Genomic DNA, 17,720 nt, shown 5'->3' on the forward strand with positions numbered 1-17,720 from the left:
GGGTGGTTGTCGTGGATGGTCAAGGTGCGGTGGCTCGGAAGTCGATGAGGGCGTCGAGGTAGTCCGATCCGATTCCGGCGCATTGTGTGGCGGGCATGAAATATGTTGTGTGCCAGGTGGTGTGGGGTTGATAGGTTCGTGATTCGCCGAAGCTGACCGGCCGGGTGGTGTTGGTGTCGGTGCGCACCGGATCGTTTGTGTCCGGCGGTTTTTCGGTCACGATCTCTACACTGACCCGGTCCTCACCGCGGGGCTTTTCTCGAGCGATGGGAACGCTTTGGCACAGGGCGGTGATCGGGTCGTCGTGCTGGCCGATGACGAGCGGTCCGGCTGGTGGGCAGGATCGGCGACCAAGGTGTATCCCGTATCGGGGTGCTTTCAGCGCAGCCCCCAACTCCTCGAGTAGCTCTGTGTTGGTGCTGGTGACCGCGACGGTGAAAGCTGCGTCTGCTAGGTAGTGTCGGTGAGAAACGATGGTGCCCTTGCCTTCAGCGCGCCGTCCACCGTCGGCCAGGGGAGGTGTTTCGTCGCGGGAACGTCCGCCGCCGACCGTGTGGAAGTCGACCACCATCCGGCCGGGGCGGTCGATTCTGATGGTGAACTCCAGATCGGCGTAGCGTCTGAGAGGTTCGTTGCGTTGGTGGCCCATGGCGGCGGCGAGCATTTCGATTAGGCCGGAGCGGCTGGGGTAGGCCAAGGTGTCGCGGTGGTTCCAGTGTGAGCGGGTTCCCCAGGATTGCATCGGCCTACGGGAGCTGCTCGTCAACGCCCACCAGTATGCCGATCTCGCGATCACGGTATACAACGAATAGGTGTCGGACATAAGAGGATCCCTCAATAGAGGAAACCGATGACGCCTCACAGCATTCCTACCAAACACGCCGACCGCCAGATCCCTCGACATCAGACTGCGCGCCGTGTTCCATATAAGGACCATTCGCCACAGCAGGTACCGGCACCACACACGCGCCGCGAGATCGCGGCGGCTTGGGAGGGGGTCCCCCGCATGGATGTCGACATCACGTGCCCGCACTGCCACCAACTCGACGTCGTTCAGAGCGTGCCAGCCGTCCACTCCGATGGAGTGGCGATCAGCTCCGGGACGAATCTGTACTCCGGTGTCGGAATAGCCGCCGCTGGCCTGGTTCCGGTGTTCGGGAGCGCGACGGTCGAACGTACTCACACCACAGCGTTGGCACGTAGTCTCGCACGCGAACCCAATCATCGTCCGGTGGCGCGGATAACCGCGCTCGGCCTGTTGTTGCTGCTACCTGCACTGTTGGTCGTCGTTATGGGTATTGCTTCTGTGGCGACGTCGGATGACCCTGAAGCAACGAACGTAGGCGTCTTGGCTGGAGCAGCCTTGTTTGTCGGTGGGATGGCGGCACCCGGCTTGTTGGTCCTTGGTGTTGCCGTGTTACGGAGTCGTCGCAATGGGCGTATAACTCGCGGACGCCGAACCGCTCACAGTGTGTGGCAGGCAGCGTTCTATTGCCATCGCTGCGGCTTGGCGTTCTGGCCCTCCTCTCCGGCACCAGGCGTTCCCGCCAGGCAGGCGTTCGCACCCCAGCACTTCCGATGGTTCGTGTGGAACGCCGGCGGCTACGCCAACATCTGATGTCGCCACGGGATCAGAGGCTATTGATACGAGCAAAACGCTCATTGGTGAAGTTAATCTGGTTGATGGTCTTCCGATCCGAGCGACGCCGTGCTCGCGCACAGCACATGCAATGCGGAGCCTCGAGTCCCGGCAAGTCATCGATCACACGGGGTCGTCAGGTGATGGCTCGGTGAGGCGTCCTCGCCCGCTGGTCTCGACTGCATCGGCTGGCTCGGCGCCTTCGCCCGCAAGCTTTTCCGGCACGGGGTTCAAATCGACACCTGGAGCATCCCGATGGGGCTGCTGAGTCAGCGTTGTTGCGCTCTTCAATGGCACGTTTGGCGATGTTGTACTGCCAGTTGCGCGTCCAGCATTGATCAGTTGCCGGGCATGTTTGGTACTGATTTCGAGCAGTTCGGCCACGTCGTCGTCGCTTTGACCTTGGTCACGGATCAGAGCCGCAGCACGAGCTTGATCGGCTCGAAGCCGGGCTATGTCCTCAGCCGCTCGTGATTCGACCACGCTGATTTGCAGGCGCAGCGCCTCGACTTCTTGATCACGCTCGGCCTCGCGCGCCGTGATCGCCTGCCAATGGTTGAGGTAGCGCTTCACCGCGTCGGCGATCGTTCGCTCTTTCTCGCGTGCCTCTTCTCGTCGTGCACGGATACGCGCATGCGAGCGTTCCAATCGTTCAAGGACTTCCGGGGATCGAGGTGTCCGCGGGGACCGCGGTGGGCGACGCAAAGGCATGGCCAGCCTCCTAGTCGGGCCCGCCTGCTGATTCTCCCGCCATAGATCCTACGCGTTACCGCACGTCACGTCGGCGTTGTTGCGCAAGCCACCTCTAGAAACCTGCGAGCGTCACCCGAGCCGGGCCGGACGCTATCCACTCAGCTTGGCTAACAGGAAGTCCCGGGCGATTCGAGATGCTCGCTCGAACTGTTCCTCGTACACGGCGAAGTGCGGGCCCGGAATCAGCTCCAGTTGTTTGGGTTCCAGTGCCCCGGCGTAACTCTACAGGGCGATATCGGCGGGTGCCAGGGTGTCCTGGTCGGCGATCACCATCAGCAAGGGTGTCGGAGATACGCGGCGCAGGAACGCTTCCGGGGCGTAAGACTGGAATTTATCGATGCTGGAAAGGGTGACCTCGTTGCGCCAGGTGGGGACCTGCGGGCCGTTGGCCATCAACCAGTTGTAGACCTCGATACCGGGCATGGCGACGAGTTCGGTCGGATCATCGGAGGCCGCCTTGATCGTCTCGTACGGTTTCCCGGAAGCGCGCGCCAGACGGTCGGCGGCGATGGCCGCATGGACAGTCGGCAGCATGATGGACGGCACCAAACTGCGAAAGTTGGCCCAGCCGTTGGTAAGTGGCACCTGTGAGACAACGGCGCGCACCCGCCGGTCGGTCGCCGCGACGACCAGCACGTGGCCACCCGCGAAACTCGTTCCCCAGATGCCGATCCGTTCCGGATCGATACCGTCCAGTGTCTGCGCGAAGGTGATCGCATCACGGTAACCCTCGGTCTGGGCGGTGGGGTCGACCTCGAAACGCGGTTCACCATCGGAGGTCCCAAATCCGGGGTGGTCGTAAACAAGACAAGCCAAATCGGCGTCGCTGAACACCTCAGCGAACGGGGCAACCCATTCCTTCACCCCCGCAAGGTCACTGCGCCACTGTGGCTGCGGCGAACCGTTGGCTGCGGACATCCGTTCGGACTTCGATCTCCTAATCGATCAGAGGTTCACCCGTTCGGCGCGGCTAGGTCGAGTGCTGGATTCCTGTTGAAGAATCCCGATGGCTTGAGCGTAAAACCGATGTAGTCGCATGGCATCACTGGGAAATCCTCGGGCCGCGCGAAGTGCGTACTACCAGCCGTGTGCCAGAGCACAATATCTGTGTCGACCAGTGCACGATCAGCATCTACCCACCGCGGCAGGCCGTCGCCGCCCGCGTGCTGGTTAGGAAAGTCGCCGGCAGGTCGCCGCTCATGTCGGTCGAACGCAGTCACCCAGAGGTGACGTGTGGCAAAACCTGCTCGTCGACTAACCGGCGACTCAGGTTGGGCAAGCAAAGCAGCGGCGTGGGTAGGTATCAGTCGGTATCCCACCGGCTCCCCGCACACATTGCGACTGTTCTGATTTGTCACAAGCCAGCTGCGGGCGCGCTCCGGCGCGGCGAATCGCGCTGCGTCGGATTCCCGATCCAGACGCGTTCGTTGCTCGACGAAAGCGGTGCCGTGGGGGTTGCTTTCGCTGAAAGGTTCAGCGACGGCATCGACTTCGTACACCGTGTTGTTCGGGCCGTCGAGGAAGAAGTCGATGCGAAAGCCGAAAAGATGTTGATGATGCGGGCCAGCAAGCCCCGGTGCCACCGGGTTCGCGTGGCGCGGCCGAGAACCGAGCGCTGTCGCCTGAGCGAGGATGACACCGGTCAGCTTGACCTCGGCTTGGATCGTCCCGTCGAGGTACAAGTACCAGAAGAATCCGTAGTCATAGTTGCCGACTGTCGCGAAGGCGGACAACACTAAACGTCGAGACCGACGTACCTCGGTTACCCCTGTCACGACATCTTTGTGCCGCCACAAGACTCCGTAGTCCTCTTCGTGCAAACAGATCGCCCGCGCCATTGTGTAGATGCTCCCGTCCTCGTCGAGCATGTCGACATCGACGTACGTGATCTCGCCCAAACAATCACACCCGAGCTCCAGGCTGACAGCGGCCTTGCCGAGCCCGCACTCTCCTATATCGAAGGCATTCTTCCACCAGTGATTAATACTCGTCGATCCGTACGGGACGACCATTTCTGCCACGCTGACCCGGTAGATTATCGGACGTTCCCTGCCCGCATCATCGTATCGAATATCGTGCAGCACTAGCCCTTCCAGCGGATGCATAGAAACACGGAGCCGCCAAGGACCCCATCGGACGCGCCCGTCGGACACATCGAAACCGGTGCCCGATGGCTGGGTAATCCTGAGCGGGGCGAGGTGGCGGACGGAACCGGTACTGTCATATCGGCCGGGATCGGCTGGCAGCGGTACCGCCTCTCCATCGAGGAGATCCACAACCTCGCCGGTGTCTCGATCGATGACCGCCACCAGGTTCTCTATCGGGCGGGTATACGGATTATCGCCTGGGCGCTCAACCACGTAGGCAACGCCGCGCCCCAGCCGGCGCCCGGTTCGGTCGAGATCGGTACCGAAGTTGCCGGCCGGCCACGGTTCGACGCGCACCATGTCGAGGTCCGTTACGCCGCGGCGCAGCAGGGCTTCTTGGAACTTGGGATCTCGCTTGATTGCGGCAGCATCGTTGAACCATTCCGCATTCAGGATCTGGGCTTCCCCCTTGCTGACCAGTTCGACATGCACGACCTTCTGGCCGGTCAGCGAGACAGTAACCAGTTTCGTCTGGCGCTCTTGGCACTCATAGACAGCACACAATGCCCGGCGCTCGAGCGGCATTGCTGCCGTGTCCAGTTCGAGCACTTCCTGCTTAGTCGGCTCATCGAGCGCGCACCACACGAACCGCGCGTCTACGGCTACCGCCTCAGCACGACGCACCACAGCTACCGTGTCCTGCAGCTCTGTGGCCGTCAGCGGTGCCAACGGATGGCGAGCGTGCACAGTCATGACACCCGAACCAGGGTACAACCGCGGGTCCCACCAAAGCCGGGGCTAACCAAAGCCGCGATGTCACCGGAACTCAGTCGGCCGTCGCGTATCGCTGTGATCATATGCACGACAACATCATTGGAGTTGAGATGACCTGTCTCGCCGATCCTCTGATCAAGAATCCGCTCGCGCGGAAACTTGCAGAGTTGCGCGGTTGTATCCCAGATCGTCCGGTAGGGAGTATGTGGCACGATCGCGCTCAGATCGCTCCACGTCAGATCAGCTTTTGCAAGCGTGTCGGTGATTGTTTGCCGGATCGCGGTCGGGTTCTGCGCTCGGAAGCGCGCGATGTCATCAGCGGACGATGCGGCCCCGTCGGCCGCAATCACGTGCCACGACGAAGAAACGGCCAAGATCTCACCGAGCGCCGGCACTCCGCCAAAGGTCATCCCCACCACCGCATCACCCATCGCTGAGCCGAAAAAGAAACGGTCGTCATGATGCTCGGCCACATCGCCACCGAGTAGCAGAACCGTTCCGTCAGGCCTACGGCGCCACAGCCTGGCGGCCAACTCCACGCCGAGGTGGATTATGCTGCATGGCCGTCCGGAGACCAACAACGGCGCTTGCTCGAGTGATGGAATAGCCTCCGTCAGCAAATCGACCAAGCGTCCACAAACCGTATCCTCGAGCTCGAGAGAATGCGCGAATACCACCGCCCGGCAATCGGTTTGCGCCAGGCGCTCGATTACTTCGCGAATGAGACCTGCCAGATTCAACTTCGCAACCGGCACGGCGAGTAGACCGCCGTCTCGCAGCTTGTGGCGTTCGGCCTCGGGCAGGCCGACGTCGAACGCGAGAGCTTGGACATCACACATCCAGGTGGAAGCCGCGGAAGCCGCCGCTTGAAGGGGTACAGCGACAGTCATGTGAGGCTCGCCTTCTGCTTGACGGCAAGCTTGGTGAGGTTGTCCTCGATGTCGGCGGCAACACGTAGTTGGTTGGTCATCGACTCACCGATCAGCAGACATCCGTGCGCATGTGCGAGGGCTTCGACCTGCCGGTTCCACAATTCGGATAATCCTCGCCACCGATCTGAGTCCGGTAGCAAGGTCGCTACCAGCTCTGCGAATCGGCCCGCCAAACGTGCTCGGGCTGCGGCTGCGGGCAGCAGCAAACTTAGCGCTCTCTGACCACTGGGGGTGAGGTCGAGCGCAGCCAAGGTTCGGTAAGCCGCTGCGCCACCGTCAACTGCTTGGGACGCACTTTCCAGATTGTCGATGGCGGCGTCGGCTATGCGAGTAACGATGCTCATCGGTTCCAGCTCGGCGCGGCCAGCGCGAACTCGCCTCAGCATGAAGCTGCCGCGCCCTTCCGGAACATGTTCGGCTGACCAAGCACGCGCCAATTCATCCGGTTCGATCTCGACCTGCACGTGGCCCTCGGGGTCGATCAACACAATTGCGCCCCGAACAGTGCAACCAACGGCCACAACGTAGTGATCGCAGCCGCGCAACGTCTCGGCGAGACCGTGATAGGTGAGCCAGCCCAGATCCAGCGGACCGAGTAAAACAGGCCCCGTGCCGAGCCACTCGACAAGTTCAGTTGCTGCTGGATCCTGGCTTTCGTGCCAATGGACATCGGTGTGCAGCCCGAATGTCCCGGCGGCCCGGTCCAAACCGATATCTGGATCGAGCCACGGCGTCAGAAGTCGATTCGTATCTGTCGGTGTGCTCCTGACGCCGAACGTAAGCGTCGTGGCCAGTTCGAACAACGCGGGGTCCGCCAGCGGCTCAGGCAAGCAATAGGCACTCAGGAAGGCCTGGGTGTGACAGTTGATCAGGTTGCTCGAGCGAGGGAAAGTCGACGCGGCGACCAATATCCCGACTGAGCGCTCGGCCGTATCGATCTGCTCGAAGCTGCACTGTCCGTTCGAGGCTTGCAGTGACGCGCGATCGATCTTGCCGTGCAGTGTGCGGGGCAATCCCACCGAACTGATCTCGATCTCCGGAATCGCCCAGGCCGGTAGGGCCGCGCGCAGAGCGCGAACGAGCGCGTCATGTCCGGCCGCTGACTGGATATCCGCGCGCAGCCGCACTCGAAGCATCGGCGTCTGGCCACGTTCTGGATCGGGCCTGCCATAGGCGCCGGACTCCAAGACTACGCCGGAAAGTGCTGCTGCACTCTCGATTTCAGCAGGATCGACACGATAACCAGAAGTCTTGATCAAGTCGTGGCTACGACCCACCCAATGGAGCCAACCCTGCCGATCCATCCGCAGCCGATCCTCGGTCCGGAGCACTCGGTGCCCGCTGCGGCGATCAACAACGAAGCGCTGCGCCGTGGCGGATTCATCGGCCAGGTAGCCAAGAGTGAGATGTGGGCCGCTCACCACAAGCTCGCCGGCTTCGCCGAAAGCTGTACGGACTCCCCCATTGTCCAGGATCGCGACGTCGGTGCCCGGGAGCGGACGCCCTACCGCGCCAGCTGGACGCACAGCATGCAGCGGTGTGATTGCCACGCGTTTGCATTCCGACAAGCCGTACATCGGCGCGATGACCGCGTTGGGAAACGCGGCCGCCGCGGCCTGAGCATCAGCCTCGGTGAGAACGTCGCCTGTCGTAGTGACGAGCCGTATGGACGAACAGTCCACCCTGTCGATGAATGGTGAATTGACCATGGCCCGCAGCATGGTAGGCACCAAGGGCAGGACGCTCGCGCCCGCGCGGGCAACAGCCGCCAACACATTCGCCACTGTGCCGAGTTGGGGATCCACGATCACCGTGCAGCCGCTACGGAACGCCAGAAACAGCTGGTACAGGCCATAGTCGAAGCACAATGGTGAGACCACTGGAACAACATCGTCATTTCGATATCCGAGGTCACGCTGGATCAGCCCGGTCGCCATTACTAATTGTCGATGCGGAGCCGCGATAACCCGCGGCCGACCAGTTGTGCCGGAAGTCGACACACACAAGGCGATCGCAAGGTCGGGACGAGACGACGGCGGCGACCAGAGTTGACCAGTCGGCCCGTAAGGCTCGGGATCAACCCGGAGCCCGCTGTCGTGAACCTTGATCTGCGCGATCGGTCGAAGCCTGCCAATTCCGCTGTCAGCGGCTCGGATCGGCATCTCCGGATGGATCACCAGCAGAGCGTGCCGGCTACGCAGCACACCGACAACGGCAACGATCGCAGCCAGGCAATTGGGTTCCTGAAGCAGGACCAGTCCACGTCCTGACAGCTCGTCGAGTTCGGCCGCAAGACAATCGGCGCTGCGATCCAATTCGCCGGCCGTCAGCACGCCACTGTGGAGATCGGCGCCGACAACATTATCCGGATCGATCTGCGCCCGGCTCCAGAGTGGCTCGGTGACTCTCACGTTTCCCAGATCCATATGGCCGGACGACTCGTCAGATCGTCGAGGCACTATCGCTACTCAGGCGCGACAGAGTGACCCCCGTCGGACGGCCTTTGAACCGCGCGCTTCGCTTTACCACCAGCTCGACTTTTGCGATCAGGTCCGGCGGCAACGGTGCCTCGCCGGTGACGCCCCCCTCACTCAGAATCAGCAGCAGCTCGTCTAGGGCGGTCTCATCCAACTTGCGGCTGAACTCGCCAGCCTGCGTCACCTCGTCGTCACTGAATTCGCGCTCTCGTTGGATCGGCCCCTCATTGACCAACCAGAAACCGATGTCCTCGCGATCGGTCTGATCTATCCAGAAGCCGGCCGACGGCGGCTGACCCAACACCGACTCCGAGGTTCCTACCGCGGCCGCGATCAATCGCACCTCGGTCTTGTACAGATGGGCTATTGGACCGATGTGCCAGATACCATCGCCGAACGGCAGGAAGAAACCGAGCTCGGATTCGGTGCGGTTGCCGGTACCGATCACGACGTAACCACGGTCCTGGTAAGTGGACGTCAAGACGGTCCGCAATGAGCACTTCATCCGAGCAGGGTCGAGTAGACCGAGCGGATCGAACTCCTCTTGCTGATCCGCGGCCGCCAGCCGGTAGAGCACCTCGAGATGCAAACCACGCATATCGATTTCGATCAGCTCGACACCCAACTGTGCCGCAAGTGAGCGCGCCTGCTCGAGATGAATCGGGCTCATATCGTCTTGCACAACCGTCAACAGCTTCACCCGCGATACCCCGAGTGCACGGACCGTAAGGCGCGCGACCACATCCGAGTCGAGACCGCCGGAGACAAACACAAGTCCACGGTCGTCGCCGACACCAGACCGGATGAGATCGATCAGGCGGGCGACTTCCTCGTCAACGTCGCTGGCCTGCAGCATTTTCCACAATTTCTTACTCCATCACGCGGTAAAGCTTGCAGTGATCATCGGAGGTGGCCTGTGCCACCAGATCAAGGAACCCGTTGCCGAGCCGTCCCGGTGCTGCTGCGGCCGGACGTGCCAGAGATCGTCGCCTTGGACCGGCCCCCTGCCACAGAACGGCGCTCCCCACGTTCACCGAGCCCGTCGCACCAACCGCGATCAGCAATGCGCATCGACCGAGCGGCAGTTCCGAAGTAAGGAGATCGAGTGCGTCCCAAGCATTCTCGGCGTCGCTGGTCCAGCACGCCACTGGCTCGGCACGAACCAGCCCTAGGGCGCGCAATAGCCGATAGGTGCTGGTTGAGCTCGGGCGAGCGACGGCGGTTCTTCCATCGATCACCATGACCGGCTCGGGCTCGTCGGCCAACCGAGCTTGCAGCAGCTCAGCGATCCGGGATTCCCCGGGTAACTCATCGACACGATGCACCCCAACGCTACTGGCCCACATCGACAGCCACCCCCTTAATCGGATAGGACGCAAATGCGCGGTGTATCGCCGGCTCCAGCCGCGGTCGTCGGGCCCGCCATACAGATTCCAGACCAAGAGATCTCGCAAGATGGTCGTAGTGGTCGACGATGCAGGCGGCGATCTGTGGTCCGCTGGTGGGTGGCTGTGTCAATGCAGGCGGCGGAGCGCACGAGCATCGAGCGTCGTTCAAGTCAGCGACTATGCCGAAATCCATTGTCGCCCGGTAACGATCAAGTTCGCTGATCAGCCGATCGTGGCATGTCGAACAGCCGCTGGGCGACACCGATATCTTCTTCGAAGTGTCGTAGTAGCTCTTGTACCAGGCGATTTCGGTGCGTCGCCCGAGCTCGGGACCAAGAGAATACAACGCCTCGACCAAGTCCCATAGGGAGACCGGTTGGTAGCGGTCGTGATCGCTGAGGAGCGCCAGTAGCGTGTACGGCTTGATGTGCAGCGGGAACAGTACGGCGGTGTCCGCACCGTGATCAAGTGCCCAACGCACGGTATTCACTGCGTCATGAACTGCGGTGGCCCGATCAAGAAACGCGGTACCAAGACTGACGTTCGCATACATATCAGCCCCGCAAGCGTGCACAGCGCGCGCGGCAGTGGTGAACGCAGCCGCATCACTGCCCTTGTTCACGCAATAGGCAAGCACCGAGTCGAACGCAGACTCGAGCCCGACCTCCACCCCCAGCTGGATACCCGGAAGTGCTGCCCGCATCTGGCTCAGGCGTTCGGACCCGACCGTCTCTGCGCGGGTCTCGACGAGGAACCGACCCGGCGCAGCCGTTGCCGCCAAGGCATACACCGGAGCGAGAGCTGCGGTGGGAACCTCACCCGGATCCCACATACCCCCGGACGGCGATATCATCAGCTCATCGGGAGGCAGCGCCAGCTCATCGAGTGCAGCTCGAACAGCATCGGTGATGTCGGCCGAAGTCACGGCGTTGCCGTAGCCGTAGTTGCACATCGTGCAACCACCGGCGTGGTCCCAAGTGCATCCACCTGTGCGGAACCAAATTTCGACGTAGTTCCCGGCGGGGACGTGCTCGACGCGTGTGTAGAACGGCTGGTCCTCGGGAAGGATCGGCCGACCGACCCGGATCGCCCTCATGACAGCTCCGAGGAAGGGATTCGTATCGCTCAACATCCGTTGCCCTTGGCTGCGAGGTAGTCGATATAGGCGGCGAGATGGGCTGTGGTCTGGAACGCCTCCACCAACTGCTCGTCGAACGGATCGAATATGACGTGAAAGTGCTCCTCGACGGCGACCTGCAGCTCGACCAAGTGCACGGAATCGAGCCCGAGGTCGCTGCGTAGGTCTGCAGCCTGGCTGGGGTGGCGGTTCCAATCGAAACGGTCCTGGACGATCGAAAGGACCTGCTGTTCGGTCGCGGATACTGGTATTGACGTCATCAGCGGGCGCTCCTAACGTGCTGGTTACTGGGACATTCCGAACGCCGCAATCTGGATCTGTGAGGTATCGCCGACCTGGAATCCACCGCTAGCCAACGTTTGCAACGCAGGATGAAAGGAGCGCCCGCGGTCAGGCGCGACTACGACGACTTGCTCGTCGTACTCTGCGGCCAGCATCGCTGCGACCGAAACCGCCGCACCGGTCGTCGCGCCTACCTCGAGGCCGAATCGGTGCAGTAGGTGTTGTGTCCAGGCCGCTGCGATCCCATCGGGGACCTTGGCAAACAGGTCAACCAGATCACGGTGCCGCGCAACAATTTCTGGCATTCCGCGCATGCCGGAGCCAGCCGGAAGGTAGTCGCCCTCTTCTCCGCCGGAGATGGTGGAACCCACTGGCTCGACACCCACGATCAGCGGCGCCCGGCTGTAGCCGCGCAACGCTGCACTGATTCCGCACAGTGTGCCGCCCGTACCGACCGAGGCGACTACGGCATCGACGGCACCGTTCATCGCCTGCCAGATCTCCGGCCCGGTGGTCTGTTCATGGGCGTACATGCCCTGCTCGTTGTCGTATTGGTTCAACCACAACCAATCGGGTTGGCTGCCTAGTTCTTTGGCGAGCGCAATGCGGCTTTCCCGGAAAGTCATGCCAGGCAGACACCGCTCGACCACGCGCACTGCTGCACCCGTTCGGCGAACGTCCGCGATGCGTCGGCTCGGCAGCGAAGCATCCATGACCAGCGTCACGGGCACCTTCAGCTGCCGGCCCAGATGAGCAAGAGCGATACCGAGATTGCCCGATGTGCTCTCTACAACCCGCACACAGTCTCCGACTTCGGCACCGGCCCAGGCCAGCAAGTACGCGGCGGTCCGGTCCTTCACGCTCCCGAAGGGGTTGGTGTACTCGGCCTTGAGCCACACCGCTCCACGAGCAGTGATGTCCGGCAGCCTGATCAATGGCGTGTTTCCAATATTGAACGCGCCCATCAAATTACGTCCAGTCGGAGCGACGTCGACGGTCATCGGTCACACCGCAGCTGTACGCGACTGATACAGTCTCCGTCGTCGCTGAGACCGCCGCTGACCGCAGACGCTTCGAGCAGGTCGAAGAAGTTTGACGCGGTCGTATGGGTGAAGACGTCCGGCGCGCCGTGCGCCGTAACCTTCCATGGACTGATACCGACTGTACCGTCGTAGTTGACTGTGCAGTTCGCCACTGCCGGAAGCCAGCGCACCTTGATCCCCGCCCCCGCAAGCTCTCCCTCCCGACCCCGCACTGCAGCGATACGGCGCCGAGCAAGATTGAGAGTCACCAACTTCAGGCCGGCCGGACGCGACAGCGCGGCGAAATCGTCGAGCAAGCAATCGACGTCGTCCGCAGACGCGCTGAACAGCGCATCCTGACCTATTCCTCGACCAGACGCTTGGTACTCGAACAACGACAACCGCGCAACTTCATTCGCCTCCGTCCAGGCGAATATCTCGCGCAGTCGCCGAATATTGCGACGGTACAGCGTCATACGCACCGTGTGAGATATCCCCTGCGAACGCAACTTCGTGCAGGTATCGAGAACTGGAGCGACATTCACGCCCCGCAACTCTTGTTGCAAGTCGTCGGTGTGGCCGTCTATCGATACACGAAGGTCGCCGAGTGTGGCCAGCACCGTAGCGGATGCCAGCATGCGCACCGTACCGTTGGTGGTAATCGTAATTCGACTCAATACAGCTGCATCGAGCGTCGAAAGCATGTCACCCAAGCCGGCGCGCATAAACGGTTCACCACCTTCGAGGGAAATGTCCGCATCGAAGCGTTCACAAAGTCCGTTAAGTACCCTCGCAACCTCGGGCAGCGACAGCAAATTATCGGGCTGTCGACCGCGCTCTAACGCGTCGTAGTAACAGTGTGGACACGACAAGTTACATCGCGGTGTCACGTAAAGATGGACATCAAGCGGGATGGCCATATTGCCCCCAGGTCAGAAAATTGCAGACCCGAATGGTACCTCAGATCTTCCCAGCTGGTCCGTACGTCGATCGAATGACATCGCGGCCGCTCGAAACAGGGCGAGCGCCATGCGTCTGCCTATACACACCCACTTCAATATCAACAGAATCAGTCAAAATGCTGTCGAAGATGGGCAATTTGCCAGTTCAGCGATGTGATGGCGTGTGAGTTCAGCCAGAGATGAGGCTACCCTAATCACTTGGCCGCCACCCCAAGAAATAGCTCTCGTTTCGCTGAGGTCCGCCACCCTTCGGGTTCGCGGTATTAGCACGTCAATCCCCGTGGATGAACAGTGTCTTCCGACCCTAGAATCAGCGTGTCCGGATAGATGTCAAATGGTCTCACAAGGCCAATTGATAGGTAACCCTCCCCTTTGTCGCTGCACGACCGTTGACCAGAAACGATCCGACAACGAACCCTGCCGAACAGAACCTCTAACACATGTCGGCCGTCAACCCGCCTACACCAACCCGATAAGCCCAGCCGGCAGGGAAAACGCCAATTCAGCCCGTCATCCCAGCATGATGTAGGTCGAACAGACGACGGATACGAGCCGCCATGTTCCGCTACAGTCACGGTCGACACCCCCAAACCCGCACATCGGCATCGAAGCATCGATCGGGTCAACGATTGGACGAACGCTAGGAGGGGTAGGTGTGGACATCCAGTCCCTTCTGAACGCACGCGAAAGCCTGAACCTGTTCCCGACCGAGAATAGGATGTCGCCAAGAGCCCTTGCAGCACTTGCAAGTGACGCGACCAACCGATATCCATTACTGGATTTGCCGGAAATATTCCTCGGCGACGTCATGGGGCTCGAGCAAGTGCGCGATGAATGCGTCGACCTCGCCCGAGAATTCTTTGGCGCCGAGTACGCATTCGTCCCCTTCCTGTCCGGGTTGCAGACGATGCATTCAGTGATATCGACCCTAGGGTACGTAGGATGCCGAGTTCTCATAATGAGCCCAGCATGCGGCGGACACTACGCAACAGGACCGATATGCGAGCAATACGGGTATACATATTCCTACATACCGTTCGATAAATCTACGCTCCTGATCGACGTCGAGGCACTCAGTGAAATGGTTTCAACCGTGAAGCCACATCTGATCTATCTCGATATCTCGTCCGCGATCAGGCTACCTCGGTCTCGTGACATCCGCGCCGCCGCACCCGATGCGATCATATGCCTCGATGCTTCTCATATTCTCGGACTGCTTCCCGCAGCCCCCGAAACTTTTGTTCTTGACGGCGCGCTGAATACTTGTTCGGGAAGTACGCACAAAACCTTTCCCGGGCCACAGAAGGGTCTTCTTGTAACAAACGACGACGCGGTAGCAGAAACACTGTCCACACGGTTGCCTTTTTCTGTTTCCAGCGCACATATGGGTAGCGTCGGCGCACTAGCCATCACCTTGGAGGAATTGATGCCCAACAAGACCAGGTATGCCGAGAACATAATGGCGAATGCGAAGTTCCTGGCATCATTCTTGGCAACGTCCGGCTTCGAGGTCTCGGGCCAGGAATTCGGATTCACCGAGACGCACCAGGTGTGGATCGAGATGCCGGCTGAGCTGCCGCTATCGGAATGGGGAAAGCGGTTGGCGGCGGCAAATATCCGCTCCACGACCGTCATGCTGCCCAGCAGTGGACGCCCAGGCCTACGCCTCGGCGTACAGGAGCTCACGCGCGTCGGCATGGGCAAGGACGAGATGGGTTCAGTCTCTGAACTGCTGTCATCGATCCTTTTGAAGGATGCCGAGCCCGCGTCGCTCCGATCCGAGGTTGCCAAGATCGCCAACCAGTTTCCCGATGTTTGTTATGCGACCTAGGCGGCACCTGGGCGTGAGCGCCGGTTGCCGAAGTAACGATAGAGAATTGTCCTTGTGCCAGACATGGGGGACCCGGAAACAGGAATATGGGGTCATCGAATGCGCATGCCGCTCACGACTAGCCTACTCAGCAGGGTCGCAGTCGGGATCAGATCGAATAGGCGTGAGTACACTCCGCCTGCCGGCTACCTGAGCCAGGTCACACCGCAATACGCGGAGGCCTGGTTCCCATCCAAAGGTTGCTATTGGGATGCAATGGGCCATTGCACAACGTGTAATTACGGCGTCTCCGCCGAAGTGTCACCAGATCAAATGGTGCGAGCGGCCGAAATCGCGGTAGACTCACTTGCGCCCTCGACTCGAACACTATGGATTTCCGCTTTCGATACCCTGCACGACCGCGAGGTTCCCCCGGCCGCACGCCGGCAGATCTTCGCAGTACTTGCTCGCAGCCCAGTAGATACCATCCTTACCGAGGCCCACCCGTCCTCAGTGCGAAGGGATAAGGTGCGGGAATGCGTTGACCTCCTGGACGGACGCACATTCGGGATACAGTTGGGCGTCGAAACAATGGATGAGTTCATTCGCTATGCTTGCGTCAACAAACCCTACAGCAATACCCTCCTTGCTCGTGCGGTCGATGTCATTCATGATTCCGATGCCGTGGCTTATGCCAATCTGATTGCGGGTATACCGTTCCTGACCGAGCGAGAGGTTATTGCGCAGACAGCCTTGTCCGTACGCAAGGCAATATCGATTGGGTTCGATCAGATCGTACTGTTTCCGAATCACGTCAAAGAACACACGATCGCATTCGCACTCGCCGAGTCGAATAGGTACTCACCTCCGGATTTGTGGACAATACGCGACGTCTTGGTCGCCGCGTCAGACCTCGTTTCAGCAATCCATCTGGCGTGGCTCGACCTGAAGCCGCATCCAGGGGCCGCAGAGGTCTCGTTCGAACCTTCACGTGAAACCACGAAACGTCTGTACTACCTGCTCAAGCAATTCGACGACAGCCGATCATACAAACCCCTTCAAGAAGCTTTCGATCTGGTTCGCCCACGCGCCGAACAAAGCACAGAGGATAGTCTCGAGTCCCGGCTCTTGGACAGCTATGAATGGCTGGCCACAACCTTCGGCCATGAGCAGTGGTGGGTCGAGAACGAAGACAGAATCACGGTGGAAGTACTACTGGGGTTGAGTAGATCATCCGTCAATCACTCGACAGAAGGCCCACCCGAGACGGGCAGCCCATCTACTCGAACAGGTCGTGTTGTCGCAGAATTCACCCGGGACACAGTCGACTCAGCTTCCATGCTTATACCTGATCCCGCCAAGGGGGTGGCTAATGGCTGAGAATGCCGAGCGCCTCCCCACAGCAACACTTTCGACAGATCGAGCGGACGCGGATCAGATCCGTGCGTCGCTGCAAAATTACGGCGCAGTGTCACTCGTGCTGTCCGACGCAGAGACAACCACCCTCGGCGCGTTAGCGCGGGAATCCACCTCGTTCTTCGACCTTCCTGATACGAGCAAAGACGCCTATGCGCCGACCTCGTTGTCCGACTGGAACGGCTATATGGCACCACGCAGTAGCGGTCTCGACGACAGGGGTGACGATTTCGAGCGCATATCGCTCTCACCCGGATCTCCGTCGACGGCGCAAGTCACCGCACTCGCCCACGACCTGCCACGCTTGCAGAACGCGGCCGACACGGTCTTCCACGCTCTCGTCGAGAGATGCCGACGGCTGAACATTATGCTCTCGACAATGATCGGAGTCGACGCTGACGAGGCCGACAGGATCTGGTTCGACGAGCACTCGAGCAGACTGGCGATCAATCACTACCCCCGATCGGCATCCGTGGCGATCGCACCACATCGAGACTTCGGTGGCATCTCGCTCGTATACGTGGGAAAGGACTCGTCCGGACTGCAGTTATTCAGTTCAGCGGATAACCAGTGGTGTTCCATCACGACCGGGGAAGCACCGACAATTATCGCCCTGCTGGGTGAATTATATTCTTATTGGACGAATGAAACGTGGCCGGCGGCGCTGCACCGGGTCGCAGATCCTCGCCCTGGACGGCTGTCGGTAATCTTGTTCCACACGCCGAACCGTCAAACCGAGTTGACCGCCATCGGATCCGCTGATTCCACGGTGCTGGTTGAATCATTTCTCAGCGAGGTCGAGCAGCGTTACATTCGCATCAAATGATTAGTTTTGTTGTTTTACTCTCGAAGGCGACATCGCCGCCCGATCAGCCCAGAAGACCGTGTACCGCCGCCAGATCAGTGCCGTGCAGCGAGCACTCTCAACCGAAACCTGTTTCCCCTGAGCACAGTCCGCCGCTCGGACGCGCCATCGTTGGCGGAACCAGCGGCTGTGTCCAGTATGTCGTGTACCGTTCGACGTCGGCGTGCGGGTCCGA

At 60.6% G+C, this 17,720-nt stretch carries 14 protein-coding genes; 3 read left to right on the top strand and 11 right to left on the bottom strand.

Features of this window, described 5'->3' with window-relative positions; translation table 11 throughout:
- Positions 1 to 19: 19 nt before the first annotated feature.
- The 11 genes from cas5e to ACHQ4I_RS11050 all read right to left on the bottom strand — a co-directional run bounded on the left by cas5e (position 20) and on the right by ACHQ4I_RS11050 (position 13,412).
- Complete coding sequence (gene cas5e / locus ACHQ4I_RS11000) at positions 20 to 1,183, bottom strand: type I-E CRISPR-associated protein Cas5/CasD (RefSeq protein ID WP_420771594.1); 1,164 nt, start codon at positions 1,181 to 1,183, stop codon at positions 20 to 22.
- A gap of 579 nt (positions 1,184 to 1,762) precedes the next feature.
- A complete protein-coding gene (locus tag ACHQ4I_RS11005; protein WP_420771595.1) occupies positions 1,763 to 2,287 on the bottom strand; it encodes a hypothetical protein in 525 nt (174 codons plus the stop codon).
- A 327-nt stretch (positions 2,288 to 2,614) separates the two neighbouring features.
- Positions 2,615 to 3,310 carry an alpha/beta hydrolase gene (locus ACHQ4I_RS11010; RefSeq protein ID WP_420771596.1) on the bottom strand — a complete coding sequence of 232 codons (696 nt, stop codon included), beginning with the start codon at positions 3,308 to 3,310 and terminating at the stop codon, positions 2,615 to 2,617.
- Between the two features lie 35 nt (positions 3,311 to 3,345).
- Positions 3,346 to 5,232, bottom strand: a complete 1,887-nt coding sequence (locus tag ACHQ4I_RS11015) for a primary-amine oxidase (RefSeq protein WP_420771597.1) — start codon at positions 5,230 to 5,232, stop codon at positions 3,346 to 3,348.
- Complete coding sequence (locus ACHQ4I_RS11020) at positions 5,229 to 6,143, bottom strand: 3-oxoacyl-[acyl-carrier-protein] synthase III C-terminal domain-containing protein (RefSeq protein WP_420771598.1); 915 nt, start codon at positions 6,141 to 6,143, stop codon at positions 5,229 to 5,231. The genes ACHQ4I_RS11015 and ACHQ4I_RS11020 overlap by 4 nt, the downstream gene beginning before the upstream one ends.
- Positions 6,140 to 8,611 carry a class I adenylate-forming enzyme family protein gene (locus ACHQ4I_RS11025; protein ID WP_420771599.1) on the bottom strand — a complete coding sequence of 824 codons (2,472 nt, stop codon included), beginning with the start codon at positions 8,609 to 8,611 and terminating at the stop codon, positions 6,140 to 6,142. The genes ACHQ4I_RS11020 and ACHQ4I_RS11025 overlap by 4 nt, the downstream gene beginning before the upstream one ends.
- 16 nt (positions 8,612 to 8,627) lie before the next feature.
- A complete protein-coding gene (nadE, locus tag ACHQ4I_RS11030; protein ID WP_420771600.1) occupies positions 8,628 to 9,518 on the bottom strand; it encodes an NAD(+) synthase in 891 nt (296 codons plus the stop codon).
- A 476-nt stretch (positions 9,519 to 9,994) separates the two neighbouring features.
- Positions 9,995 to 11,182 (bottom strand): hypothetical protein, encoded by a 1,188-nt coding sequence (locus ACHQ4I_RS11035; RefSeq protein WP_420771601.1) that lies wholly within the window; start codon positions 11,180 to 11,182, stop codon positions 9,995 to 9,997.
- The gene (locus tag ACHQ4I_RS11040; protein WP_420771602.1) at positions 11,176 to 11,448 is read right to left on the bottom strand and encodes an acyl carrier protein; all 273 of its coding nucleotides are present in this window, start codon (positions 11,446 to 11,448) and stop codon (positions 11,176 to 11,178) included. The genes ACHQ4I_RS11035 and ACHQ4I_RS11040 overlap by 7 nt, the downstream gene beginning before the upstream one ends.
- Before the next feature lie 24 nt (positions 11,449 to 11,472).
- A complete protein-coding gene (locus tag ACHQ4I_RS11045) occupies positions 11,473 to 12,471 on the bottom strand; it encodes a PLP-dependent cysteine synthase family protein (protein ID WP_420771603.1) in 999 nt (332 codons plus the stop codon).
- Positions 12,468 to 13,412 (bottom strand): radical SAM protein, encoded by a 945-nt coding sequence (locus ACHQ4I_RS11050; RefSeq protein ID WP_420771604.1) that lies wholly within the window; start codon positions 13,410 to 13,412, stop codon positions 12,468 to 12,470. Before ACHQ4I_RS11050 ends, ACHQ4I_RS11045 begins: the two co-directional genes overlap by 4 nt.
- 697 nt (positions 13,413 to 14,109) lie before the next feature.
- On the opposite strand from ACHQ4I_RS11050, the gene ACHQ4I_RS11055 reads away from it, so the two are divergent.
- The 3 genes from ACHQ4I_RS11055 (at position 14,110) to ACHQ4I_RS11065 (ending at position 17,506) form a co-directional block, all read left to right on the top strand.
- Complete coding sequence (locus tag ACHQ4I_RS11055; protein ID WP_420771605.1) at positions 14,110 to 15,285, top strand: PLP-dependent aminotransferase family protein; 1,176 nt, start codon at positions 14,110 to 14,112, stop codon at positions 15,283 to 15,285.
- A 570-nt stretch (positions 15,286 to 15,855) separates the two neighbouring features.
- Entirely contained in the window at positions 15,856 to 16,644 is a 789-nt protein-coding gene (locus tag ACHQ4I_RS11060) for a hypothetical protein (protein WP_420771606.1), read from the top strand.
- Positions 16,637 to 17,506 carry a 2OG-Fe(II) oxygenase family protein gene (locus ACHQ4I_RS11065; protein WP_420771607.1) on the top strand — a complete coding sequence of 290 codons (870 nt, stop codon included), beginning with the start codon at positions 16,637 to 16,639 and terminating at the stop codon, positions 17,504 to 17,506. The genes ACHQ4I_RS11060 and ACHQ4I_RS11065 overlap by 8 nt, the downstream gene beginning before the upstream one ends.
- The last annotated feature ends 214 nt before the right edge of the window (positions 17,507 to 17,720 follow it).

This window comes from Nocardia nepalensis (genome assembly GCF_048910785.1).
Classification (GTDB): domain Bacteria; phylum Actinomycetota; class Actinomycetes; order Mycobacteriales; family Mycobacteriaceae; genus Nocardia; species Nocardia nepalensis.